The sequence below is a fragment of the Methanothrix thermoacetophila PT genome, from assembly GCF_000014945.1.
Taxonomy (GTDB): Archaea; Halobacteriota; Methanosarcinia; order Methanotrichales; family Methanotrichaceae; genus Methanothrix_B; species Methanothrix_B thermoacetophila.
On sequence record NC_008553.1, the window covers coordinates 1491922 to 1517126 of the forward strand.

Genomic DNA, 25205 nt, shown 5'->3' on the forward strand with positions numbered 1-25205 from the left:
AGATGGTCACATCCGTGGTATCCTGCTTTGACTCTGGGAAGTGAAGAGAGCGTATTTGGGATGAAAACGAAGCCTTCCCTGCCTCTGGCATGCTCGACGATAGATATTTGATGTAATAGATCGATATTATAATTCAATAAATGATAGAGTATTCCTAAAAACCTCTGGTTTTGAGGCAAATGTGAGCCAAATACGATATCAGCGAGAATCCGCCATTGTAAAAATAAGGGTTTATAGGAATACTCGATTATCATCTACAAATATCCGATTCATCAAAGCTATCAAGAGAGAAGGCAATCAGTGGTCTGCCATTGTTCAGGCAGATCGAGAGCATGAGCCATTGCCTGAGATCGGAGGTGTGTGAGGTTGGATGTCTGAAATCATTTGTTGTGGACACAGGTAACAACTCTGTGGAGAATCCAGGGTTTGCAGAGAAGGTTAGCACTAAAGTTAAGAACATCCATAGGAGATTATCCAGAGCTGAGAAAGGCTCCAAGAATCGTCAGACACTCATAGATAAGCTGAACAAGGTAAATTATAAAATCAAGAATCAGAGAAACGATTTTCTCCACAAGCTCTCAAGACACTATGTCAACAACTATAAGATAATCTGTGTTGAAGATCTGGATGTCAAACGTATGAAGGAGAATGGCCATAACAAAAGCATGCATCGTGACATCCATGATGCATTCTGGTCCAGGTTCATGTTCATGCTCTCGTACGAGGCTGAATGTGCTGGTCGAAGGCTGATCGAGGTGAATCCCATGAACACCACTCAAAGGTGTTCTGCCTGTAGAAGCATTGTAGAAAAAGAGTTATCGGACAGGGTTCATGAGTGTCCTCACTGTGGATTCTCATGTGATATAGACTGCAATGCTTCCATGCACATCGCAGGGATGGAACAGCCCGTAGCGCCCATGGAGTCAACTTCTACATCACATTTCTGTGATGCAAGTGTTGGCTATGATGTGGGAAGCCCTGCCCTTCAGGGTGGGGCAGTTCATACAACGTATGAGGCATACCCTGTGTGGTAGATTGTGGTGATCCCGCGCATAGAACTCTACAGAAGGTACCTCAAGGCCAGCGGCGCGCTGGAGATTGCCAGGCGTCTCTTCGTTATGAACGCATTTGATGGCGTTCTGACGATCATGGGTGTGGTTCTTGGGGCATATCTATCAGGTGTCCAGGATTCTGGATTTGTGATAACCGCAGGAATGGGCGGAAGCATAGCGATGGGCATATCGGGAATGAGCGGAGCTTACATGGCGGAGAGGGCTGAAAGGATGAGGGATATCAAGAAGCTGGAATCTGCGATGCTCAGAGATCTCAATGGCACTCATGTTGTCAGGGCATTTAGAACTGCGAGCGTTGTGGTTGCGCTCGTCGACGGAATCAGCCCGGCGATCGCAGCCCTTCTCCTGATCTTGCCGTTCTTCATGGTCCCGATGATAAGCATAGGCGTTGCGGCCATGCTCTCGCTTGCTCTCGGGCTGGTGGTGCTCTTCTTCCTCGGGCTCTTCCTGGCCAGGATAAGCGAGGAGGTGGCACTGATAAGCGGTCTGAAGATGATGCTTGTCGGCGTTCTGACCATACTGATCGTGAGCCTTGCGGTCTCTCCGGATGCGCTGTGATGGGTCATTGAGAACGCCAGTTTTCTATGCATCATGCCAGTGGTCGATCCCCATCAGAACCACCCACCTATTCCGGCCCACTGCCCATATGGTAGGCGATCCCGCAGAGACTGTGGTCGCCCTGGCCACCAGTGCGAGCACATGGGGGCGGCTGGATATGGGTATTATGAGAATCGGATCGCAGCCGAATGTACTTAGAACACTTTATAATTGATCTGGTGTATCTCCTATACGATGCACTTTCAGATCCTGGATGCAAATTACGTCTACGACATGAGCGGCTATCCTGTGGTACAGCTGTTTGGCATCAGAGATAATGGGGATAGCATCATCTGTCGCGTCTCGGGATTCAGGCCGTATTTTTACGCAAGCGCTCATGATATCACCAGTGCAGCGGAAGCTGTCGAATCCATGGACCTCGATGTGGAGATCGTCGAGCGATACGAGCCCATCGGGTACCAGTCGAAGCCAATAAAGATGCTGAGGATAATCGCGAAGGACCCGAAGTCTGTCAGGGAGATAAGGGACAGGGTGAGAGAGATTCCCTCTGTGAGGGCAGTCTACGAGACCGACATCCTGTTCAAGAACAGGTTTCTCATTGATACAGGTCTCGGCGGCATGGCGTGGGTTAAAGTCCTGGATGTTGAGAGAGATTCGACCTCAGCGAAGGAGTCGAGGGATGGCCTTTCGTGGTATGGGCTCGCAAATTACAGAGAGGTTGAGAGAGATTCGACCTCAGCGAAGGAGTCGAGGGTGCTCGAAGGATGCGAGATGCGCGAAAGGCGCCGGTTTATCGTTGATGTGCCTGTGGAGAAGCTGGCGCCGGAGGATCTGGAGAGCACTGCGCCCCTCAGGTTCATGTCCTTCGATATCGAATGTCTCCCACAGAATGGGGAGATGCCGAGGCCGGAGAGCTCCCCTGTGATACTGATAAGTATGGCGTTTCATCCCCCTTACCACGGGATGAGCGATCTCGTTCTCGTGGGGAGAGAACTCGAATGTGATAGGCCGGATGTTGAGGGGTGTGCAGACGAGAGAGCCCTTATCTCCAGATTTGTGTCCGTGATCGATGATTACGATCCCGACATAATCGCGGGCTACAACTCGAACGAGTTCGACATTCCATATCTAAGAGAGCGTGCATCCAGGCTCGGCATCGAGATGAATGTGGGTCGTGACGGAAGCACGTGGCTCATCAGGAGCATGGGCAGCAACAAAAACGTCGCTGTGACAGGCCGGGTTGTTGTTGACCTGCTTCCGATCATCAGGTCCTCATTCAGCCTGAAGCAGTACACTCTGAGAAATGCTGCCATGGAGCTGATCGGGGAGGAGAAGCGAGATATGGACCCTGCCAGGATGGAATCGATCTGGCTTGGGGGAGATGGGCTGGCCGATCTAATACGCTACTCGAGGCGGGATGCTGTGCTTGTGATGCAGCTCCTCCTCCGCCTGAGGCTGATGGATAAATACATAGCGCTGGCGAGGGTGAGCGGATCGCTGCTCCAGGACATAGTCAACGGCGGCCAGAGCGGCATGGTGGAAAATCTCATTCTCAGAAGGTTCCGATCGCATAAGAGAGTCCTCCCGCCGAAGCCAGACTCGGAGGAGTCGGGTGAGCGGTTCACGGATGCAGATGAGCTTAAGGGTGGTGCGGTGCTCCCCCCGGTGAAGGGCCTTGTGGAGAATGTGGTCATCTTGGACTACAAATCGCTCTACCCCACGATAATGATGGCCCACAACCTCTGCTACTCAACGGTGGTCACAAAGGAAAGACCTCCAGAGGTTGTTAAATCGCCATCCGGCGGGTATTTCGCATCTCCCTCTGTCTGCAAGGGGATCGTGCCGGAGATACTGAGGGAGCTGCTGGAGAAGAGGACGGAGACGAAGATGCTCATGAAGAGCGCAGGAGAGGACGAGCGCGCATTTCTCGATGCAAAGCAGTACGCGCTCAAGATCCTGCTGAACAGCTTCTACGGGTACTCCGGATACGCAAGGGCGAGGCTGTACAGTCTGACTCTGGCGAACGCTGTCACAAGCTTCGGGAGACACAACATACTGAGGACAAAGGAGATGATCGAGGAGATCGGCTCAGTCTACATTGTTGACGGGAAAGCTCTGCTTCCCGAGGAGACTTCCGTCTCCTCCAATCCGAAACCCCCCGACACAATTGAACTTAATTCCGCCGGAAGACGCTACGACCTCTCTGTTGTCTACGGTGATACAGACAGCGTCTTCGTGAGGATATCATCAGGTTACAGCATCACCCCCGAGGATGCGGAGCTGATAGGAAGAAAGATCGCTGAGACGATCACATCGAAGCTCCCTAAGCCGATGGAGCTCGTATTCGAGGCGTTTGCCAGGCGCGCGATATTCCTGGCGAAGAAAAGGTATGCCCTTTGGCTCTTCGAAAGAGTTTCGACGCAGTCGAAACCTCTCGACGGAGTCGAGGGATCTTCGAAGACCCCATCCGAAGGAAGTGGGATCATATGGAGGGACAGGATAAAGGTCAGGGGCATGGAGACCGTGCGGCGGGACTGGTGCGACCTCACATCAAAGACCCTGAGGAGATGCCTGGAGCTGATTCTGAAGGAAGGCAGGGTGGATGATGCAGTTCAGCACGTGAGGGACGTGATCCAGCGGCTAAGGGATATGGACATCAGGCGGGACAGAGAGCTCCTTGATGATCTTGTGCTCACAAGGCGATTCACAAAGGATCCATCCTCATACAGGAACAAGCAGCCACACATCCAGCTAGTCGAGAAGATGAGAAGGCGCGGCGGAAGGGTCCCCGGGGTGGGAGACCGGGTCCCGTTCATAATAGTCAAGGGAGGCAAAAAGACGCTCTTCGTCGACAGGGCTGAGGATCCGGAGTATGCGGTGGAGAACAACCTTCCAATAGATACAGAATACTATATTGAGAAGCAGCTTCTTCCGCCTGTCCTCAGGCTCTTCATGCCGTTTGATGTGGACAGAGAGAGCCTTCTCCAGTGCAGATCTCAGAAGAACCTTCTCCATTTCGATCAGAAGGCTCAGAGGCAGCGAACCCTGCTGGATTTCTAGAATTGCAAACATAGCTGGCATCCATGCGTTGCTGGTCGGTTTTGAGAAACTTTACCAGCATATCTCAAATATCCCTCAAATATGTCGGTCATATCAATTGCCCATGGGCAGAGCAACTGAATGCAACCGCAATACCTATAACTCCGGTCTGGATTTCATTCAGCTCATGCCAAACCTCAATGTGGCGGTGCTCGGTAAAGCAGAGTTCTCGAAGGATCTGGGCAAGAGGGGCACAGCCAGCGATATAACGTTTTACAACCTCAAGAGAGGTGGGACGACCGTGACCTTCGTCGAGCCCACCAGGTATCCGGAGCGACTGGCGCCGCTCTTCTACGTTCTGTCCATGGCTCGCAGCGCCATCCTCATCGTGGAGAAGATAGACCAGCTCTTCGGGGAGGCGGTTCTCGCCCTGGACTGCATGGGCATTCGCGATGGTTACATCGTTCTGAAAAACTACATAACAGAGGAGGAGATCGCGCCTCTTGTCAGATCAACTGCTGTCGAGAGATATACTGTGATCGATGACAATCCCATAGAGATACGCGAGAGTCTTCTTGAAGATGCAGATGCTGTGGTACACGAGGAAGATGTCTCAGGAACGCTCCCCGTGGATCATTTCTTCAATGTTCGGGGCGTCGGGACTGTCGTCCTGGGAAATGTTGCAGAGGGGACTATCAGAAAGCACGATCTTCTCAGGGTTCTGCCTGGCGATAAGAATGCTCAGATACGCTCCATCCAGAAGCACGACGAGGATTTCGAGAGCGCGAGCGCGGGGGAGCGCGCGGGTCTTGCGCTGAAGGGCATAGAGGTCTCTGAGCTAGATCGTGGAACTGTTCTAACCACGAATGATGCTGTAAAAACCTCCACCAGTCTCAGATCGAGAGCAGAGATCGTGAGGTACTGGCAGTCACCGCTGAGGGAAGGGATGGTACTTCATCTGGGACACTGGATGCAGTATCTCCCTGCGAGAATCGAATCTTCCTCAGGCGATCCGCGAAGCCCTGATCTCAATCTCTCGCTGGACAGGCCTCTCGTCCATCTCCCGGGAGACAGGGCGCTCATGACATACCCAGAGGGAGGAAAGCTGAGGATAGTCGGGACGATCTCGTTACCGTGAGTGCAGTCTTCAGAAAGTGACTCTGAGGATTGGAGTTTGCGCCCTGCAGCTCTCAATCCGTAACCCAGGCATGGTGTGACCAAACTGAGGCCTGAAGGACCGGAACATCCTTCCTCGCAATCCTGCAGAAACTGTCAGCTCTCCTGGGTCATGCTCATGCTGAAGCTGTTGGCCGCATCCAGGGCATTCACGTAGAATTTGTTTGTATACTCCTTCACCATCCTCCTCGAGGAGAACCTCGGTGCGGTGCTCTTTATCGCCTCCTTCATTACCCTTACCCAGCCATGCGGCACTCCATCGTTGTTCTCCACTCTGTAGAAGAGAGGCACGATGTCGTTCTCCAGAAGCTCGTAGAGGCTGTGTGCGTCCCTCACATCCCGATCCGCTCCCTCGGCGCCCTCGAATGCCCAGCCGTTTCTGCCGTTGTACCCCTCTAGCCACCAGCCGTCAAGGATGCTGAGCTGTGGCACGCCATTGACCATCGCCTTCATCCCGCTGGTGCCGGATGCCTCGAGCGGCGGCTGCGGCGTGTTCAGCCACAGGTCAACACCATGGACCATATACTGGGCGAGCTGCTCATCATAATCCTCTACGAACGCGATCCTTCCCCCAAAGCTCGGATCCTTTGCCACGTTGTAGACCTTCTGAATTATCTGCTTGGCCGTATCGTCTGCAGGATGCGCCTTGCCTGCGAATATTATCTGGACCGGCATGTCCTCGTTGTTGAGAATGCTCCTGAGGCGGTTCAGATCCTGGAGTATCAGCGTGGCTCTTTTGTATGTAGCGAACCTCCGCGCGAAGCCTATTGTGAAGACAGATGGATCAAAAAGCACACCAGACGCGACTATTATCCTGGGATCTGCGCCGTCCATGGACCACCTGAGCCTGGCGCGCTCTCTTATCGTTGTTATCAATCTCATTTTTGCCATTCGGTGTGCCATCCAGAGCTCTCTGTCAGGTATGTCGTCCACAAGCGCCCATATCGAGGGGTCGTCGTGCTCCTCCAGCCATCCAAGCCCTAGATACCTGTTGAACAGATCCTCCATGCTGCGATCGAGCCACGTGAGTACGTGTACCCCGTTGGTGACGTGGTCGATGACAGTACCATTCGATTTGAGCTCTGATAACAGGTGACGCCACATCGACTCGGTGACCTCGAGATGCCTCCTGCTGACACAGTTCCTGTACAGTGACATCCGCATCGCGAATGCGGTCATGTTGAACCCAACCTGTGGGTTCGCTGGATCTATGCCCAGCCTGAAGAACTGATCGCGAGTTAGTCCAATCGTGGGCAGATATGAGTTGAAGTACTTCTCCATGAGATGGAATGGGAATATATCATGGCCCGCTGGAACTGGGGTGTGTGTGGTGAACACGGTCGTTCTCCTGACATAATCGATGGCTTCCCTGCAGCTCATGCCATTTCCTATGAGGTACCTGAGTCTCTCCAGGACCGCGAATGCCGGGTGGCCCTCATTGAGATGCAGCACCAGATTATTTATTCCCATGCTCTCGAGTACGCTCATACCCCCTATGCCCAGCACTATCTCCTGCCTCAGCCTCTGCTCAGCATCTCCAATGTAAAGGCGTGATGATATCCCCCGGTTCCAGGGGTCGTTTGCCTCGATGTCTGTATCCAGAAGATACAGTGGGATCCTGCCTATCCTGAGCTTCCACACACCCACATATATCGGCGGCTCTATCACAGGAACCCTTACGAGAAGCGGTTTGCCGTTTTCGTCGAGCACCTGAGATATCGGCGCGTGACTCTTGTCCAGGATCTCGCTCTCGCTAAGCTGCCAGCCATCTGGAGATAATCTCTGCCTGAGATACCCGCCGGGATACATGAAGCCCACACCGATAACCGGAAGCCTGAGATCGCTGCACTCCTTGAGGTAATCACCCGCCAGGAATCCCAGGCCGCCGGCGTAGAACGGCATCGAGTGATGGAGGCCATACTCTGCTGAAAAGTATGCAATTGGCACATTCATCGGGTTCCTGATGTGTGATGGGAACCACCCACCTTTTCCCCTCATCTCGGACCTGAACCTGGAGATGACCGCGTCGTAGTGTCTCAGGAAATGATCGTTCTCAGCTGCCCTCTCCAGCACAGATCTGTCTATCTCGTGGAGCAGCTTCACGGGGTTATGAACGCTGAGCTGCCATGCGGCAGGATTGAGCATGTTGAATAAATCTCTGGCAGGATGGTGCCACGACCACCAGAGGTTGCACGCCAGCTCCCTCAGCCCTTCAATCCTCGCCGGTATGTCTGGAAATCTGTCTATCATTTCGCTCCCACCCATCAAACGCCGACTCTGACTCCCTTGCCATGCAGGGCGGCCTACTTTTTCCACTTCCCCCCGGCATCATTATCCTCAAGCACATTGCCCATTCTCGGGGGTATCAGTCTGTTCCATTTGAATAACCTGCAATGCCCTTCTTCACCATGGTGATAGGCCGCATGGACCTGTCCAAATAAGGATAGTGTGCTTATGACAAACAAGAGCGGTATGGCTCATATTCCTGGCTCCAACCTCTTATTCGGACTCGCCGGCCGCATGGGCTCAATTGCGGGTCCATCTTAAATGACAGATATGCTGGCTCATGATTAGAGAATAAAAGGGTTGCGCATAACAGAACGTCCTCGCTCTTATCCGAACAGCGGCTTGGTTCAGGCACATGCGCGCTTATGGCATTAATCTGATCTCCGAAAGTGTGTTCAGCTATTCAATCCCACGATCAGCAGATGACAGATGAGTCTTCTGTTTTGGTTGGCAGTCACATCAGACAATCCCATAAAGTTAATAGGGGCATTGTACTGATTTTTGATGTATGTACAGGGACGAGCTTGTGGAGCGTGTTGCGAGGAGGATCAACCCCAGGGAGGGCGTATGCGGCACCTGCCACGCAATTGCTGAGGAGGTTTGCGCCACAGGGGGATCGATCCTGGCATACGAGCGTCCATCAGGAATACTCGCAAGGATAACAGACGATAAAGGAGAGGTGATCGGAGAGGGTTTTGGAATCGTCTGGTCTCCCGCAGTTCTCGCAGCGGAGCTGGATGCAGGCATAGTGCCAGATGATCTTGAGGATCGTCTCAGAAGAGATGGAACGAGCTCCCAGGATATTGTGGATAAGGTTGCAGCGCTCTTCGGCTACGGCAGGGTCGTGACCCCAGCAGTCATCGCGCTGAACATGGTAAAGGAGATGGGCGGGAGGACCCTGATCAGGCGAGAGGGGCTGGGCGTTGTGGCGACCTTCTTCGACTCGAAGGGAGATGTGATTGCATCATCCCCTTCATCTTACTGTCCGACATGCGCGGTCACGATCGCCGCCGCGATCACGCCGGAGATCGCAGATTACGTTAAAAAAACGCTTGAGGGGAAGCAGAACACAGGGAAGAAGAAGCTGGATCTCGGCCTTGAGAACCGGTATGAGATAGAGCACGGCCACGTCCGTGTCACCCTTGCGAGGGGAGATGAGGTTCTGGCCAACAGAGTTCTAGGATGCTGCATGGCATACGCCACTGTCAAGGCCGAGATCGTCGCAGGGCTTGTGCCGCAGGCGAGCGCGGAGCAGTTCAAGCTCTACTGCAACCTCTGCCCGTTCAAGCACTGCTGGATGGACAAGTCCATGGGCGCCACGGGGAACATCATACTCCAGAGGCTCACAGAGATCGGCGCGGAGATCGAGGTCTCGGCTGAGGGCTACATAGTTGCAAGGCTCGCGGGAGAGGAAATCGAGGGGCGCGGCACCCTCTGCTCCCTGAGCGCACTGACCAACATGCTTCTAAAGGGTGACGCTGAGAGGATCCTGAAGCCTTCATCTGCCAGGAGATGGTGAGTTGCGACTTAGATCCTGCCTGAAGAGGTACAAGAAGGACACACATCGTGCTCTGCCTCCGGAGGAGACGCTCGAGATAGTAGAAAAGAAGATGCCTGCAGCTGGAATAACAAGAGTCGCGGACATAACCAACCTCGACCGGATAGGCATACCGGTCTTCACTTCCATAAGACCAACAGCGGAGAAGGGTGCGATATCTGTTTACAATGGAAAGGGCGCGACTCCAACCGAGGCGAAGGTCTCCGCCATAATGGAGGGCATCGAGAGGTACTCTGCCGAGGTTCGGAATGCCGATCTCAGAACTGCCAGGTTCTCCGAGCTCAGGGAGAACGCGCTGAATCCGGCGGAGCTCATACTGCCGAGAGATGCCGATCCAGATGCGGTGATTCCGTGGGTGACAGGATATGATCTCATGGGGGATGAGGAGATCCTGGTTCCGGCGAATGCTGTATTCCATCCGCTGCCCTCGAGCTACACGCGTCTGTTCAGGACAAACACCACAGGTCTCGCATCTGGGAACCAGCTGGAGGAGGCGATCTTCCATGGGCTCGCAGAGGTCGTTGAGAGGGATGCGTGGTCGATAGCAGAGCACGCCAGGAGTATGGGGCCGCTGCTCCGATACAACGGCGATGGCCTTGCAGGGGAGCTTCTTGAAATGTTCCAGCGCGCAGAGGTCCAGGTTTACGTGAGGGACATAACGAGCGATGTGGGTGTTCCAACATTCGCCGCGGTCTCGGATGATGTGAAGTTGAAGGATCCCGCGCTTCTGACAGCTGGAATGGGAACGCATACCGATCCGGAGGTGGCGCTGCTGAGAGCGCTCACAGAGGTCGCACAGAGCCGTCTCACGCAGATACACGGCGCCCGGGAGGATACTGTGAGCGCCGAATTCAGGCGCATGATGGGTTATGACAGGCTGAAGCGCCTGAACAGGCACTGGTTTGAGTACGAACGCGAGGAGGATTTCAGCTCCTTAAACTCTTACAATACCGATGATTTTCTTGATGACATAAGATACATGCTCGATCGGCTTCAGACCGCAGGATTTGAGAGGGCGATAGTTGTGGACCTCACGGCTTCTGAGATAATGGTGCCAGTGGTCAGGGTGATAGTGCCCGGGCTGGAGATATCGGCTGTGGATCCGGAGAGGGTCGGCAAGCGGTGCAGGGATGCCAAGAATCGTCGTGTTTCTGGGCCCAAGCATGCCTCATGATGAGGCGCGCTCCATACTCGATGCAGATTATCGGCCGCCAGCAAGGCGCGGCGACGTTCTCGCCGCTGCAAGAGATGGCGCGGACCTGATATGCCTGATAGATGGCGTCTTCTTCCAGGACTCATCCGTGGCGCACAAGGAGATCCTCGAGGCGCTGCGGATGGGTGTGAGGGTCATCGGCGCCTCCAGCATGGGTGCTCTGAGGGCAGCTGAGATGGATGTCTACGGGATGGAGGGCGTCGGCGAGATCTACAGGGCATACAGGAGCGGGGAGATAGTCGCTGATGATGAGGTCGCTCTGGTCTTCGATCCCGTCACGCTAGCGCCCCTTTCAGAGCCGCTCGTCAACATACGCCACAACCTCAGGCTTGCCGTGAGTGAAGGATGGATCGATAAGCAGACCGCTGCGGATCTGCTGGATATTGCTAGATCCAGGTACTTCCCGTCCAGGAGCTACGAGAATCTGATGAAGGATGCAGCCGGCAGGGTCCCTGAGGAGAAGCTTCTCCAGTTCAGGAGATTTCTTGAGAGCAGACGAGCGGATCTCAAGAGGGAGGACGCCATAAGGGCGCTCAGGAGGGCTGCGGAGGTTGCCAGGGAGCTGCAGCTCCAGTGAATCCAGCACTCAGGTCACTGTAAGCATTGCATGCGCCATTTCCATCCGCACCAATGAACCTGCGTCATGAGCGCTTCCCTGAGATAATGCACCAGCCCGCCCTTCGTTATCGCTGCGTTAGAGCTGCATCATGACCACAGTCAGAATATCCTGATCCTGCCGGATACGAACTCATCTACAAGACTTTCTGCTCTTCCCAACCAGTCCTCCAGTATCGACTCTGCCTCGTATCCTGCACTTTCTGAGCCTGCGATGCTCAATGCCTTCATGAGCGGCTGATCGAGAGGAGAGCCGATTCTACTCACCAGCGTTACATATGCCTCCTGGACACCATCAAGTTTTGATATATCCTCGGCTGCGCGCTGAGCTATCACATTGTATATCTTGCCGACGTGGTTCACGGGGTTCTTGCCCGCGACCGCCTCCATGGTCATGGGTCTCATCGGAGTGATCAGTCCGTTCGCGCGGTTGCCCCTGCCTGTGGCGCCATCATCCCCCATCTCAGCGGACGTTCCTGTCACCGTGAGGAAGATGTTGGAATCATGATCTGCAGCATTGACATCGACCTCCACATCGCAAGCGCTCTGTATCGTCTCCCTTATGCGGGATTTCATCTCGATGTAATCGTCCATGGAGAACATGTACCTCGAGATGGCGGCTGCGGCCACAACCACCTTCACTCGGTCATCAAACCTGACAGCCATGATCTTTCTGTCCTCTCCAACCCCCTTCATTCCCTCTAACATGCGGTCGATCTCCAGGACCATCGATTCGAGCGGTCGGAGGGGCGCGAACCCGGATCCGATGGATGTATCATTGGCGCCTCTACCGATGAGGCTCCTCAGCTCTGGAGCCCCCTCCCGTGTTCTGGGCTCCACCACAAACTCGTTCAGGTGTCTTACAGCTTTTCTCAGATACGAGGACGCAGCCTCTCTTACGACATCACTCATGGAGGATCTCACAGAGGTTGCCCGGCCGCCGACCACGATGGCAGGCGGCTCAAGTATCCGGCCGCCTCCGAACTGGGGCTCTGCCCTTCCACCTATGATGAGGACCTTGTCCACGTTGTGGTGCATGATCTCCCCGAACTCCTCCATGTAGATCCTGCAGAGCTCCCTGGATATCGACTCTGAGATCCCATCTGCAAGTGTATCCGGATGCCCTGTGCACTTTCTCTCCACAACCTCAAATCGAGGAAGCTCAAAGTTTCGGAATGTGATGAGTGTATCCAACATCAATGGTTCGTGCTCTCTGGAGTTCAATATAGTTGCTGGTCGCTCCAGGGTCGAGCTACGGGCGTCCTGCTGCAGATGGTGTTTCCCTGCCACCCACGAGCTCGCTATGTTCTAGAGTGAACAGAATGGGTCTCAAGTATGTGATATTGGCGGGCGCATCAAACCGCTTTGAGGATGTTGATCTGCGTCGCCACTTAACGCTAACTGTATGGGGCACTCACCAAAAGGCCGATATACCTCAAACGCGTTAGCGGGCCTTGGAAAAAGGCGATACGATGTTTGTAGGAATAGACGTCGGTGGAACAACAACCAACGCGGCGCTGGTGGACGGCAATAAAGTTGTTAAGACCGCCATCGGCCCGACAGACCATCAGGAGATCCTCGGCAGCCTGCTCAGAACAATGGACAGGCTCATCGAGGGTGTTGACGTTGAGAGGATCGAGAGGGTGGTGCTCAGCACCACGCTGATCACAAACCTCATCGCGGAAGGAAAGGCGGATAAGGTCGGCCTGGTTCTGATACCCGGTCCCGGAGTCAATCCACGGGACTACAGGTTCAGGACAGAGCCTGTGATACTGGATGGTGCGATCGACTACAGGGGAAGAGAGATCGCGCCACTCAGGGACGATCAGATAAGAGCGGCTGCGCAGAGCCTCGCCGACCAGGGGTACAGAAAAGTCGCAGTCGTGGGAAAGTTCTGCCAGAGGAATCATGAGCATGAGACGCACGTCAGGGAGATATTCTCGAAGGTCGCTCCCGCGATCGAGGTCGAGATGGGACACAGGGTCTCAGGCCAGCTGAACTTCCCGCGGAGGGCTGCCACGACAATGCTGACCCTCGCGACCCGCGACCACTACAGGCGGTTCGCGGAGCAGGCAGAGCGCGCCATGCGGGATCGCGGAATAAGAGCTCCGATATACATTCTTAAAGCGGATGGCGGAACGCTCCCGCTTGACAAATCTCTGGATAAGCCTGTTGAGACGATATTCTCGGGACCGGCTGCAAGCGTCATGGGAGTGATGGCCCTGACCCCCAAGGGGCAGACATCAGTTGTAGTGGATATAGGAGGAACAACAACAGATCTCGCTCTGATTCTCTCCGGAAAACCCCTACTCTCATCGAAGGGCGCGAAGATAGAGGACATGCTGACGCATGTAAGAGCTTTCGCTGTGCGCTCCATAGGGATCGGCGGGGACAGCGTCGTCAGAGTGTCTGATGGAAAGATCACTGTGGGTCCGGATCGAGCAGGGCCTGCATTCGCGCTCGGCGGGCCGGAGCCGACGCCAACCGATGCTCTCATGGTTCTCGGTCACACGAACCTTGGGGACGTGGCCCTTGCTAGGAAGGGCATTGGCATAATAGCGAAGATCCTCAGATGCAGCACCGAGGATGCGGCCAGAATGATAGTTGATACTGTTGTGGAGAGGATAGTTGATACCGTGAACATGATGTTTCTCGAGTGGGAGCAGGAGCCAGCGTACAGGATCTGGGAGCTGCTTCAGAGGACGAAGGCCAGACCGCAGAATGTCGTCGGGGTTGGTGGAGCTTCGCCGCCGCTGGTGCCGCTGGTCGCGAAGAGGCTCAATGCGAATGCCATCATCCCGGAGCACGCACCCGTGGCAAACGCTATAGGCGCCGCGGTCGCCAGGCCCACGATGACTTTGAGCCTCAGGATAGATACCGAGAGGGGCATGTACACGGTCGAGGAGGATGGCACGCTCGGCGAGGCGAAGGGGAGGAACCTCAGCCTCGAGGGAGCGCAGGAGATGGCGAGACGGCTCCTGAGGGAGAGGGCCGAGCGCTTCGGAATCCACGAGTATGCTGACGAGGCCGAGGTGGTGGACAGTGAGATCTTCAATATGGTCAGGGGTTGGTCGACTGTTGGGAAGCTTATCGATGTCAGGATGGAGATCCCAGCAGGAATCATCACATCATGGAGGAGAGATCATGGCAGCTGATGTTCATAAGAAAGGAGAGGCTGCAGAAATGACTGAGAGGAGTGTCGAACCTCCCGTGAGGCCTGCCAGGACCTCTTCTGTGAGAAAGACCGGCCTGATATTCTTCCCGGCATTCGACTGGGCCATATCCCCCACCCATCCGGAAAGGGAGGAGAGGCTTCTCTACACAAGAGACCAGATCTTTGAAGAGGGACTTATGGACTTCCCGGAGATCGTCGAGTACAGGCCACGCCTGGCGGAGCTGAAGGATGTTGCCAGGGTCCACTTCTGCGTTCCAGATGTCCAGTCGCAGGTGACCGAGGCGCACCTGATAGCAGCAGGCAGCACTCTGGTCCTCGCAGATGCTCTGATGAATGGAGAGATAAGAAATGGCTTCGCTCTCGTGCGCCCTCCCGGCCACCACTCGATGAGGGTGGTCCATGGGAACAGAGGCTTCTGCAACATCAACAACGAGGCCATAATGGTCGAGTACATACGCAGGAAGTACGGCGTGAGGCGCATCGCCATAGTCGACACAGATGTGCATCATGGAGACGGCACGCAGGACATATTCTGGCACGATCCGGATGTGCTCTTCATAAGCTTCCATCAGGATGGCAGGACGCTCTACCCCGGCTCGGGATTCACCAACGAGATGGGCGGGCCGCTCGCTTTGGGACGAACACTGAACGTGCCGCTGCCTCCTGGTACGACAGATGAGGGGATACTGTACGTGCTGGAGAATCTTGTACTCCCTGTGCTGGATGAGTTCGATCCGCAGCTCGTCTTCAACTCAGCAGGCCAGGACAACCACTACACAGATCCTCTAGCCAACATGAGGTTCACAGCTCAGGGCTATGCCAAGCTGAACGAGGTGCTCGCCCCGGATATGGCGGTGCTCGAGGGCGGCTACGCCATTGAGAGCGCACTGCCCTACGTCAACACCGGAATCATCCAGGCGATGGCAGGACTCGATTACTCAAACGTGAAAGAGCCGGACTATGTTCCGGACAGGTTTGTCCTGACGTCTGATATGAGGAGATCGATAGAGGCAACTGTGAACCATCTCCTCACAATCTGGGAGAGCAGGGACGATCTCGTGGCCAAGGCGAGGCAGGAGCACGGCAGGTTTTATTCCCGGAGGAAGAGGATATTCTACGATACAGACATGATAACCGAGGGTCAGGAGGAGACGTTGAGGATGTGCACGGATTGCCCTGGCTACCTCACGATCTCCACACAGGCTGCCAGGGGATACGGCCGGCTTAACACAGCCTTCTGCGTCTCCGTACCGCTCTTCGCATGCAGGAGCTGCATCGAGGATGCGCGGGAGGAGTATGAGGAGCACAAATCCGAGATGAAATATGACTATGTGTACCTCCAGGACAGGCCATCTGATAAATTCAGGGCGTACTGCACCAGAACCAGAAACGAGATCGTTCTGTGAGAGGGCCGCAGCCCGGATATCAAATGAATCCGTGCTCAAGGTGAGGGGCGCGATCAGGGCGAGGGCAGAGGAGTTCCTGAAGGTTCTGGCGGAGGTCGAGCAGAGCCTGTCGAGATGCTCTGATGAGACAACCAGGCTGGCCAGGGCGCTCGCGCTACTGGAGCTCGCCTACCTCCCCCTCAGGCCGGAGATGTGTCCCTTCTGCGTGGAGTACGCAGATGAGCGATGCTCAGAGTGTGGTTATGCAGAAACGCACGGAGGCATATGCAACAGTGATAGCTCAAGATTTGTGCAGCTCTCAGATGCCATCATGAATCTGGGGGCTGCAGTGAAGTTCTCAGATCCAGATGGTATCGCGGAGGAGAACATACAGAGTTCCATCAGCTCAGCTCGAATGGCGACAGATGCTCTTCTCTCAGAGCTGGGCAGGCTCGATGCATCCGGGCTGATGCGCGCAAAAGCCCTGTACATAAAAGAGATCTTGCGCGCGCTGCCAGTGCGGGGAGCGCTCGATCAGCTCAGGCAGATCTGCATAAGTAGAGCTGAGCTGTACTGGTGAACTGACTGATGTAAAGTTGCAGGTCCCATAAGTTTCGCTTCAGTGGAGTGAATTTCACTATGAGCCGACAAGGCATCTCTTGAAGTGCGCGTACTTTGCCCGAATCGTAGAGATTGGAGGTGACTCTGGTCATCTGCTCTACAATTTTTCGCGCCTCACAGGTTTCATATTTTTAACATCTGTCATCCAAAAAGCTTAAATGGATGATGTGGATATCGAAATGAGCGGGCCGCCATAACTCAGTTGGTAGAGTGTCTGGCTGTTAATCCGGCAGATACCAGAATGTCACAGGTTCGAGCCCTGTTGGCGGCGCTATTGCCACTTTATTCTGAGTTCATTATGGCTCTGATTTCTTCATGGGTGATTTCTCTCATTTACCCTCAAATTGGCGTGCATATCGGGGACACTGTCCGGCTTTCGATCCCGCACAGGTTTGTCTGTCGGTCGTCACGCAGGTGAAGATTGCTCCGGATGCGACACTGTCCGGCTTTCGATCCTATACAGGTTTGTCTGATGTGTGCAATAAGCTTTTGTCAGGACCTCCCTGCGCGCAATGGCGGCCATCAGGTAGTTACTTATGATATGCCGCCGGAGCCGGAATGGAGGTGAGCGGGCGCGGGGTCGTGGCCCGCGCCCATCGTATGGATCTTGAGGGCTATGCCAAGCTTGGGCTGAGGAGAAACGACCCGAATATCAGGAATAAGCTCGCAGATCACATCGTCGAGATCAAGGGCATGAGCAGGGAGAGGGCTGTGGCACTGGCAGGAGCCGTGCTCCAGGAGGCCAGAGCAACGCTCAACCCCAGAGGGGATGTCTTCGAGCTGCACAACTCCGGCGTGAGCATGGGCGAGTTCGGGGTCGGCTCGCGCGGCCTGGGTGACTTCTACATGCACACGAAGATTGCAGAGGTCATAGGAAGGACAGGTGCAGTTGTGGACTCCTCACAGCTGGATGATTCGGGCGTGGTGAAGGCAGGCGACAAGTATCTTATTGTCACTGTTGATGGAATGCACTCCAGGCTTAGCGACTATCCGTTTCTCGCCGGATTCCATGTGACGAGGGCAGCGTTGCGCGATATCCTGGTAATGGGCGCGAGGCCTGTCGCGCTATTCTCAGATATACACCTCGCAGACGATGGCGATGTCGCAAAGGTGCTCGACCACATAGCCGGAATCGCCACTGTCGGAGAGCTTGTGAACGTCCCGCTGATCACTGGCAGCACGCTCAGGATTGGAGGGGACATGGTCATAGGCGACAGGCTCACGGGCTGTGTGGGCGCGGTTGGCATCGCAGAGAGAATCACTCCAAGAAAGGATGCAGCTCCTGGGGACGTCATAATCATGACAGAGGGTGCTGGTGGAGGGACGATCTGCGCTGCTGCTCTCTACTACGGGATGCATGACGTTGTGGAGGAGACGTTGAACATAAAGTTCCTGGAGGCAGCTGGCGCGCTGATCGATGAGGGCCCTGAGATACATGCGATGACCGATGTGACAAACGGCGGTATACGCGGGGATGCAAAGGAGATCTCCCACACTGCAGGAGTTAAGATGGTCTTCTTCGAGGAGCGGATGAGATCTCTGGTCAACCATAGAGTTCTGGAGATGCTTGAGAGGCTTGAGATCGACTATCTCGGGGTATCGATAGACGCTCTCCTCATAATCGCCCCGGAGAGAGAGGCCGATGTGATACTGGGTGTCATAGAAAAAGCGGGTGTCGCTGCTGATATCATCGGCAGAGTCGAGCGGGGCTCTGGCGTGGAGCTCCATACGAAAGAGGGGATTAAAGACTTCTCGCCGAGGTTCAGGGAGTCAGCGTACACCCCCATAAAGAAGTTTGTCGGCGAGGAGGCGACGAGGGACTTCGAGGAGATGCGCGCGCTCGTGGATGCGGCTGCAGAGCGCGCGATCGAGAAGAAAAAGCGGTTCGTGGAGATGATCAGATCGAGGCAATCGGGCCGAGCAGCCTGATTTTCTGTAACGCACAGGTTGCGGAGGATCTGATTCCGCCGAGTGCTGAAGAGCAGTGATCGCAGCAGCACGTTAAGCACCACGCATTATCTAATGAATTCGGTGAGGTCATTTGCTGTGGACGATATGAGTACACAGCTCTCCTGGTGCGATGAAGACGCAGGAAACTCCGAGTCAGGGGGGCACGCGATGGGATTTAATACATCATCGCGTATATTGACATATGGACTGTGAGCATCACTGCAGGCACATCTGCAACTGGATAGAAAGGATGCCGTACCACAGGAAGTATGCGCTGCCGAAGGAGTGCTGCCCTGAGTTACCTGTGTGCTTCAACGAGACGCTGATGGGAGAGATGCTCCCCGGAGCGATCAGGCAGTTCAGAGGACCGTCAGGGGCGCACGTTCATGAGTTTGATGATCACTGGCTATTCCACAGGGACATCGTGAACGCCTCTGACGATCCTGTGGGGCATCTGATGAGAGATGCCCCTGAGTATCTAGTCTCCATGGCGATCGTCTTTCTCACAAGCCTGCTGATGGGAAGAAAGACCAGAGATAAAAAGGTGGAGGCTGCAATAGCAGGCGGCCTGTCAGGCCTCTTCGCGCTGCTCCTCGGCAAGCTCGTGAAGTCCATCGACGAGGAGCGTGGAATGGAGGAGGTCAGGGAAATATAACCCAGGAGGCCCGGCAGACCGGTATTTGTATGGGCCGGCCACATCTTACATGCATCCGTAATGCATCCATAATTTTTGTGTCTACCTCTGAGCCTTAGCCGGCATCATGCTCAGAAATCTCGGGGGTATCGGATCGGAGATGACCATGCTCTCGTTCACCTTCATCATTCTCACCCCTTCACGCTGAGCTCCTGCCGCGTCAACCACGATTATCTTCGGGTTGCTCGTCCTGAATGTGCCGACCTCCCATGCCTTATCCGGAGTGGTGCTGAGGTGTACATACCTCTGTGTGGCTGACTTCAGGCCGACCTCCAGCAGCCGCTCTGCCTCCTCCTCTGCGGTCCCGTAGTAGAGTGTTGGCAGCTCGTTCTCCGGGTAGTCGAGATCCACACCGACAGAATGGCCGTATCTGGCCCTTATTCGCGTGCCGTTTATCTCATACCTCCCCTTTGGATCTGATCTTACGAGCGCCATTACGAGATTCTCGTTTGCCCATCTATATCTGGTCCGGATGGCATCCACAAGCACCGGTATCTCCACCCACCCCTGCGGGCTCATCGCCAGCCCGAGGTCGTCAGGGAAGTGTCGCAACGCTCCTGCAAGCAGTCTCCCGAGCTTCTCGGTCCTCACACCATCGAGAACCAGCTTCCCCCTGCTCCCGCAGCTGCATACATTCCCTCTGAAAAATCCATGCTGCGGGCATCTCCTTATCGCCTGCTCTGAATCCATTGATTAACCGGACCTCCACGCCAGGGTACACTCTGCGACCTGAATAACAGGCCGACACCATCATCTTGAGGGAGATGATGTATAGATTTATCGGTCTGCAGAGACGATATGACGTACCATCCTCTTGAAGATCTAATGAATCCGATTTATTGGCATCCGAGAGTGAGATGCACCTGCCCGGATATCTCCCGCGCGGGATTGTTCCTAATGTCGGACAGCTCATGCGCCCGAAGCCATCGATATGTAGATATTCCAGGCGCCCACGCTGACAAAATCGACTGCTATCGCACCCAGGATCAGCCCAAGTATCCGCGTGAATACCATGATGCCCGTGACACCAAGTATATCGTGGATGTGCTCTGCGGATTTGAGTATCGCATAAGTTGCACCAAAGGTGAGACATATCGCCAGAAGCACAATCATCTTCTCCGGAAGTGTATTACTCGCACCCATATGCACTATCACCGTGGTTATCGTTCCAGGGCCAGTGAGCAGCGGTATGGCCAGCGGAAATATCGAGATGTCCTCCCTGGTGGTTGCATCCTCTATCTCGGCCTGTGTGACCTTCTTGTGAGGTTTTGCGCGGAGCATGTCTATGGCCACAAGGAAGAGCAGTATACCACCTGCAACCCGAAGTGAGTCGACAGTTATTCCAAAGAATCTCAGAATCATATCGCCTGCAAGAGCAAAGACCATTGCTATGGAGAACGCCACAAGCGTTGTGCGGACGCATATCCTGTCCCTCTCAGCAGGGCTGGCATCTTGCGTCAGAGAGACGAAGACCATCGTCGCCTCGATGGGGCTCACTATTATGAACAGCGAGGTGAACACATATACGAAGTACTGAAGATATATGGCCAGATCCAGATAGGAACCCCCGATGTACCTCGCCTCCAGATTATGAGTGCATGACACATAATCTTAATGGGGGTGCATGGCGACGGAGCCCCACATGCTGCAAAGAAACGCAATCTTGCAATCATGCAACAGTGGTATGCTGTGATCCCCAGCTGCATAGGCGCTGCAGCCATCCCCTCTTTGTGGGGGCCTCAGCCTATCGTCGATGCGGTGATACTCAGATCCCACATTTCCGCGGGTTAAAATACCATTGATGCGTTATATTAACGTATGCAGGATGTAGTCGTGGTCGGTGCCGGGCCTGCAGGACTCTTCGCGGCTCTTGAGCTATCCGTCCACGGGAAGAGCGTGGTGGTTGTCGACAAGGGCAGGGACATCTCTGAGAGGAACTGCCCCATGAAGAAGTGGGGGCACTGTCTTCACTGCGAACCCTGTCATATAATGTGCGGGATGGGCGGCGCTGGCACATACTCAGATGGCATACTCAATCTCCATCCGGCAATAGGCGGAGATCTCACGCGCCTTACGGATGATCCATGGGCTCTTGTGGATGAGGTGGACTCGGTATTTCTGAGATATGGCGCCCCCCTTGAGACTCAGGAGCCCACGCAGAATGATGTGGAGGAGCTGAGCCGGAGGGCTGCATCAGTCGGTGCGAGATTTATACCGATAAAGCAGCGCCACATGGGATCCGATAGGACGCCTGAGATAATAAGGGAATTTAGCAATGACCTCAAAAGGCGTGGTGTCAGGTTCGTGCTGAACAGCTCGGCAGCAGACCTCATAATAGAAAAAGATGTGTGCATGGGAGTCAGGCTATCAGATGGAGGAGAGATAAGAGCTGAGAGCACGCTCCTCGCGCCCGGCAGGATAGGCGCAGAGTGGATCGGGGAGGTGATCGAGAGATATGGCATTAAAGCACGGTATGGACCTCTCGATGTCGGGGTGCGTGTGGAGGTGCCATCGATAGTCATGGATCCTGTCACGAGGATCAACAGAGATCCGAAGTTTCACATCATAACTCACAGATACGATGATTTCATAAGGACATTCTGCACAAACCCTGGGGGGTTTGTGGTCAAGGAGGAGTACAGGGATTTCATAGCAACAAACGGACACTCAATGTCAGGGGAGCGATCTGAGAACACGAACTTCGCATTTCTTGTCAGGCTTGAGCTGACGAAGCCGATAGAGAACACCACAGCATACGGAATATCGATAGCGAAGCTCGTGACAACTATCGGCGGGAGGAGGCCCGTGATCCAGCGGCTCGGAGATCTCCACAGGGGGAGGAGATCGACCGGGGAGCGGATCGCCAGGAACCCTGTCAGGAATACCCTGAAGGATGTGACTCCGGGCGACATATCGATGGCTCTGCCCCACAGGATAGTCATGGATGTCATCGAGGGGCTTGAGATCCTGAATGAGATCATTCCAGGAGTAAATGCTGACTCCACGCTGCTTTACGCGCCGGAGATAAAATTCTACGCTCGTGAGATAAGCGTCGACAAAGACCTGCAGACCAGCATACAATCACTCTACGCTGCAGGCGATGGCGCCGGTCTCTCGAGAGGCATAGTGGCGGCCGCTGCCACCGGACTGCTCGCAGCGCGCGGAATACTCAGAGGTGAGTAGCTGAATGTCAGCCTGTCCAACTGGCGCAATATCACAGACCGCGCCGGTTTGGGGAGCCTGAGAGCGATCGCACTCAGACAGAGAAGAGCATGCACATGAGGATAATCGCTGTAGGTCGGATCAGAGAGCGGTTCTGGCAGGATGCAGCATCGTACTATCTGAGACGCCTCTCTCCATACACCAGACTCGATGTTGTGGAGGTTCGCGAGGAGGATCCCATTAAAGAGGGAAGGGGTATACTCGCGCATCTGTGCGGAGGAGTGACAGTAGCTCTCGATGAGCATGGTGAGAGCATGAGCTCACAGGAGCTGGCGTTGTGGCTCCAGAACAGAATCGTTGAGGGATGTGGCAGCATCAACTGGATAATCGGCGGGCCAGAGGGTCTATCTCAGGATGTTCTGAATCGCTCTGATCTCCAGCTCTCGCTCTCAAAGATGACGTTTCCGTATCAGATGGCGAGAATTCTGCTCCTGGAGCAGCTCTACAGGGCGTTCAAGATAATAAAAAATGAGCCATACCACCGCTAAATCGCGGGTATGGCATCGATGGCATCTTTGTTTATTACAGAGGATGTATCGCCGAGAGCTGCTCCAAGTGCCTTCGCCTTGATCACTGCCCTAACAGGCTTTCCCGTTCTGTCCTTGGGTATGGCGGAGACGAAGTAAACCTCAGAGGGCATCGCTATCGGTCCCATGGTCGCCCTGACATGGTTCCTGATATCCTTCTTGAGTTCCTCGCTTGGATTGATGCCCTCTTTAAGCACAACGAAGAGAATGATGTTCTCTCCTTTGACCTTGTCCGGCCTGCCGATGACAGCTGCATCCGCGACATTCGGATGTGAGAGCGCTGCGCTCTCGACCTCTGCATTGCTTATCCTGTGGCCTGCGACCTTCAGAACATCATCTATCCTTCCGAGTATCCACCAGTAGCCGTCAGCATCCCTCCTCGCCCTGTCGCCGCTGAGGTATATACCAGGTTTGATGCTCCAGTAGTAGTCGTAATAGATCTCCCTGAGCTTCTCCGGCTCTCCGTATATACCTCTGAGCATCGTCGGCCATGGGGCTGTGAGCACGATGTTCCCACTCTCTCCAGGACCAACTGCTCTCCCGTTCACATCAAGGAGATCAACGTTGTATCCGGGAAGCGGGAATGCAGGCGAGCCCGGCTTGAGCGGGGTTATCGGCAGTGGAGCTATCACATGGCATCCTGTCTCCGACTGGAACCATGTGTCCATTATGGGAGCCCAGTCGTTGCCGACATGCTTTCTCCACCACAGGAAAGCATCGGGGTTCATGGCCTCTCCCACAGATCCCATGAGCCGGACGCTTCTCAGGTCGTACTTCCTAGGCCACTCCTCGCCCTCCTTCATGAACATCCTGATTGCGGTGGGCGCTGTGTATATCACAGAGACACCGTAATCCTCTATGATCTGGAACCATCTCCCGAAATCAGGGTAATCCGGAGAGCCCTCGTACATAACGCTCGTCGCGCCGAGGCAGAGCGGTCCGTATACTATGTATGTGTGGCCTGTGATCCACCCTATGTCAGCAGTCGACCAGTACACATCAGTATCCTTTATGTCGAAAACCCAGCTCGTCGTGTACGCAGGCCCGACGCAGAAGCCGCCGTGCGCATGGACAACACCCCTCGGCTTTCCTCCAGCTCCAGCTGTGTAGAGTATGAAGAGCGGATCCTCCGAGTCCATCTGAAGCGTCTCACACTCATCAGGCTGGTTCTTCACGAGCTCATGCCACCAGATATCGAATCCGTCCTTCCATTCGATGCTCTGGCCAGTCCGTCTGTAAACAATCTGGCGTTCGACAGAGGGCGCGTCCTGAAGGGCCTCATCCGCTTGGGCCTTTATCGGGATAGGCTTGCCCCTTCTGTATGATCCATCACATGTTATCAGGACTCTGGCCCCAGCATCGTTAATCCTCTCGCGGAGCGCGCCTGCGCTGAATCCGGAGAAGACTACGACATGTATCGCGCCGATCTTAGCACAAGCCAGCATCGCCACCGGCAGCTCGGGGATCATCGGCAGGTAGATACCAACCCTGTCGCCCTTCTTCACGCCAAGACTCTTCAGACCATTTGCGAGCTTATTCACATCTCTGTAGAGCTGATAGTATGTAATGGCCCTGGTATCTCCGACCGGCTCACCCACGAAGTAGTAAGCGACCTTGTTTCTTCGCCAGGATCTTGCATGCCTGTCGAGGGCGTTGTGCGCGACGTTACACTTTCCTCCGACAAACCATCTCGCATGCGGTGGGTTCCACTCCAGGACCTTCTCGTACGGCACAAACCAATCTGCATATGTCTTTGCCATCTCGTCCCAGAACTCAACGTAGTTCTCGGAACACCAGGCCCGCAGCTCTTTCTCACTCCTGAATCCCTTTCTCTTCATCCACTGCATCACATTGGAGTTCTCCACCAGGTCGCTTGCCGGCCTGTAGACGTTCTCCTGAGAGGATACCTCTGCTTTTTCATATACCATTTCGGATCGCCTTCTGAGTTTATTCCGTTCAGCAGGCAATTGCGGAATAGGCTACATGCTTATTTAGGAATAACACGATTTTTTGTAGCCTATTTCCGCAATAAAGTATTTTTAAACGGGTCGATCTACTATGAAAGTCATTTTAATTTATAAATTTGTCGCATAGGATTTATTATAACATATTT

General features: G+C 54.5%; 19 protein-coding genes and 1 tRNA gene. 15 read left to right on the top strand and 5 right to left on the bottom strand.

Going from position 1 to position 25205, the window contains the following annotated elements; all coding sequences use genetic code 11:
* Positions 1–356 precede the first annotated feature (356 nt).
* The 4 genes from MTHE_RS07280 to MTHE_RS07295 all read left to right on the top strand — a co-directional run bounded on the left by MTHE_RS07280 (position 357) and on the right by MTHE_RS07295 (position 5808).
* Positions 357–1034, top strand: a complete 678-nt coding sequence (locus tag MTHE_RS07280) for an RNA-guided endonuclease InsQ/TnpB family protein (protein ID WP_232840842.1) — start codon at positions 357–359, stop codon at positions 1032–1034.
* A gap of 3 nt (positions 1035–1037) precedes the next feature.
* A complete protein-coding gene (locus MTHE_RS07285) occupies positions 1038–1631 on the top strand; it encodes a VIT1/CCC1 transporter family protein (protein ID WP_011696563.1) in 594 nt (197 codons plus the stop codon).
* A 234-nt stretch (positions 1632–1865) separates the two neighbouring features.
* A complete protein-coding gene (locus MTHE_RS07290) occupies positions 1866–4691 on the top strand; it encodes a DNA-directed DNA polymerase (RefSeq protein ID WP_011696564.1) in 2826 nt (941 codons plus the stop codon).
* Positions 4692–4857: 166 nt separating this feature from the next.
* Positions 4858–5808 (top strand): EF-Tu/IF-2/RF-3 family GTPase, encoded by a 951-nt coding sequence (locus MTHE_RS07295; RefSeq protein WP_011696565.1) that lies wholly within the window; start codon positions 4858–4860, stop codon positions 5806–5808.
* A 134-nt stretch (positions 5809–5942) separates the two neighbouring features.
* On the opposite strand, the gene glgP is transcribed toward MTHE_RS07295, so the two are convergent.
* The gene (gene glgP, locus MTHE_RS07300; protein ID WP_011696566.1) at positions 5943–8096 is read right to left on the bottom strand and encodes an alpha-glucan family phosphorylase; all 2154 of its coding nucleotides are present in this window, start codon (positions 8094–8096) and stop codon (positions 5943–5945) included.
* A gap of 544 nt (positions 8097–8640) precedes the next feature.
* Between glgP and MTHE_RS07305 the strand changes: the two genes are divergently transcribed.
* From MTHE_RS07305 to MTHE_RS07315, 3 genes are read left to right on the top strand one after another with little or no spacing between them, the layout of a single operon-like run.
* Complete coding sequence (locus MTHE_RS07305) at positions 8641–9651, top strand: hypothetical protein (RefSeq protein ID WP_011696567.1); 1011 nt, start codon at positions 8641–8643, stop codon at positions 9649–9651.
* Position 9652: 1 nt separating this feature from the next.
* Entirely contained in the window at positions 9653–10864 is a 1212-nt protein-coding gene (locus MTHE_RS07310; RefSeq protein WP_011696568.1) for a YcaO-related McrA-glycine thioamidation protein, read from the top strand.
* Positions 10821–11480, top strand: a complete 660-nt coding sequence (locus MTHE_RS07315) for a TfuA-related McrA-glycine thioamidation protein (protein WP_175265908.1) — start codon at positions 10821–10823, stop codon at positions 11478–11480. The genes MTHE_RS07310 and MTHE_RS07315 overlap by 44 nt, the downstream gene beginning before the upstream one ends.
* A gap of 140 nt (positions 11481–11620) precedes the next feature.
* On the opposite strand, the gene MTHE_RS07320 is transcribed toward MTHE_RS07315, so the two are convergent.
* Positions 11621–12715 carry a methionine adenosyltransferase gene (locus MTHE_RS07320; protein ID WP_011696570.1) on the bottom strand — a complete coding sequence of 365 codons (1095 nt, stop codon included), beginning with the start codon at positions 12713–12715 and terminating at the stop codon, positions 11621–11623.
* A gap of 275 nt (positions 12716–12990) precedes the next feature.
* On the opposite strand from MTHE_RS07320, the gene MTHE_RS07325 reads away from it, so the two are divergent.
* The 6 genes from MTHE_RS07325 to MTHE_RS07350 all read left to right on the top strand — a co-directional run bounded on the left by MTHE_RS07325 (position 12991) and on the right by MTHE_RS07350 (position 19304).
* Entirely contained in the window at positions 12991–14673 is a 1683-nt protein-coding gene (locus tag MTHE_RS07325) for a hydantoinase/oxoprolinase family protein (RefSeq protein ID WP_011696571.1), read from the top strand.
* Positions 14674–14701: 28 nt separating this feature from the next.
* Positions 14702–16099, top strand: coding sequence for a histone deacetylase family protein (locus MTHE_RS07330; RefSeq protein ID WP_232840931.1), 1398 nt, complete (start codon positions 14702–14704; stop codon positions 16097–16099).
* Positions 16100–16130: 31 nt separating this feature from the next.
* Positions 16131–16658: a hypothetical protein gene (locus MTHE_RS07335; protein ID WP_011696573.1), complete on the top strand. Its 528-nt coding sequence runs from the start codon at positions 16131–16133 to the stop codon at positions 16656–16658.
* A gap of 228 nt (positions 16659–16886) precedes the next feature.
* Positions 16887–16970: transfer RNA gene (locus tag MTHE_RS07340), tRNA-Asn, on the top strand.
* A gap of 287 nt (positions 16971–17257) precedes the next feature.
* Positions 17258–18628, top strand: a complete 1371-nt coding sequence (locus tag MTHE_RS07345; protein ID WP_011696574.1) for an AIR synthase-related protein — start codon at positions 17258–17260, stop codon at positions 18626–18628.
* Between the two features lie 223 nt (positions 18629–18851).
* Entirely contained in the window at positions 18852–19304 is a 453-nt protein-coding gene (locus tag MTHE_RS07350; protein ID WP_011696575.1) for a hypothetical protein, read from the top strand.
* An 81-nt stretch (positions 19305–19385) separates the two neighbouring features.
* Here MTHE_RS07350 and MTHE_RS07355 read toward each other — a convergent pair whose 3' ends face one another.
* On the bottom strand, positions 19386–20033 hold the full coding sequence (locus MTHE_RS07355) for an RNA 2'-phosphotransferase (protein ID WP_011696576.1): 648 nt from the start codon (positions 20031–20033) through the stop codon (positions 19386–19388).
* Between the two features lie 219 nt (positions 20034–20252).
* Positions 20253–20948: a MarC family protein gene (locus MTHE_RS07360; RefSeq protein ID WP_011696577.1), complete on the bottom strand. Its 696-nt coding sequence runs from the start codon at positions 20946–20948 to the stop codon at positions 20253–20255.
* Between the two features lie 213 nt (positions 20949–21161).
* Here MTHE_RS07360 and MTHE_RS07365 point away from each other — a divergent pair, with 213 nt between their 5' ends.
* Both MTHE_RS07365 and MTHE_RS07370 read left to right on the top strand, forming a co-directional pair.
* Positions 21162–22526, top strand: a complete 1365-nt coding sequence (locus MTHE_RS07365) for an NAD(P)/FAD-dependent oxidoreductase (protein WP_011696578.1) — start codon at positions 21162–21164, stop codon at positions 22524–22526.
* Positions 22527–22621: 95 nt separating this feature from the next.
* Positions 22622–23053, top strand: coding sequence for a 23S rRNA (pseudouridine(1915)-N(3))-methyltransferase RlmH (locus tag MTHE_RS07370; RefSeq protein ID WP_232840844.1), 432 nt, complete (start codon positions 22622–22624; stop codon positions 23051–23053).
* Here the strand turns inward: MTHE_RS07370 and acs are convergent.
* Positions 23050–25020 carry an acetate--CoA ligase gene (acs, locus tag MTHE_RS07375; RefSeq protein WP_011696580.1) on the bottom strand — a complete coding sequence of 657 codons (1971 nt, stop codon included), beginning with the start codon at positions 25018–25020 and terminating at the stop codon, positions 23050–23052. The two genes, MTHE_RS07370 and acs, sit on opposite strands and share 4 nt — an antisense overlap.
* Positions 25021–25205: the final 185 nt, after the last annotated feature.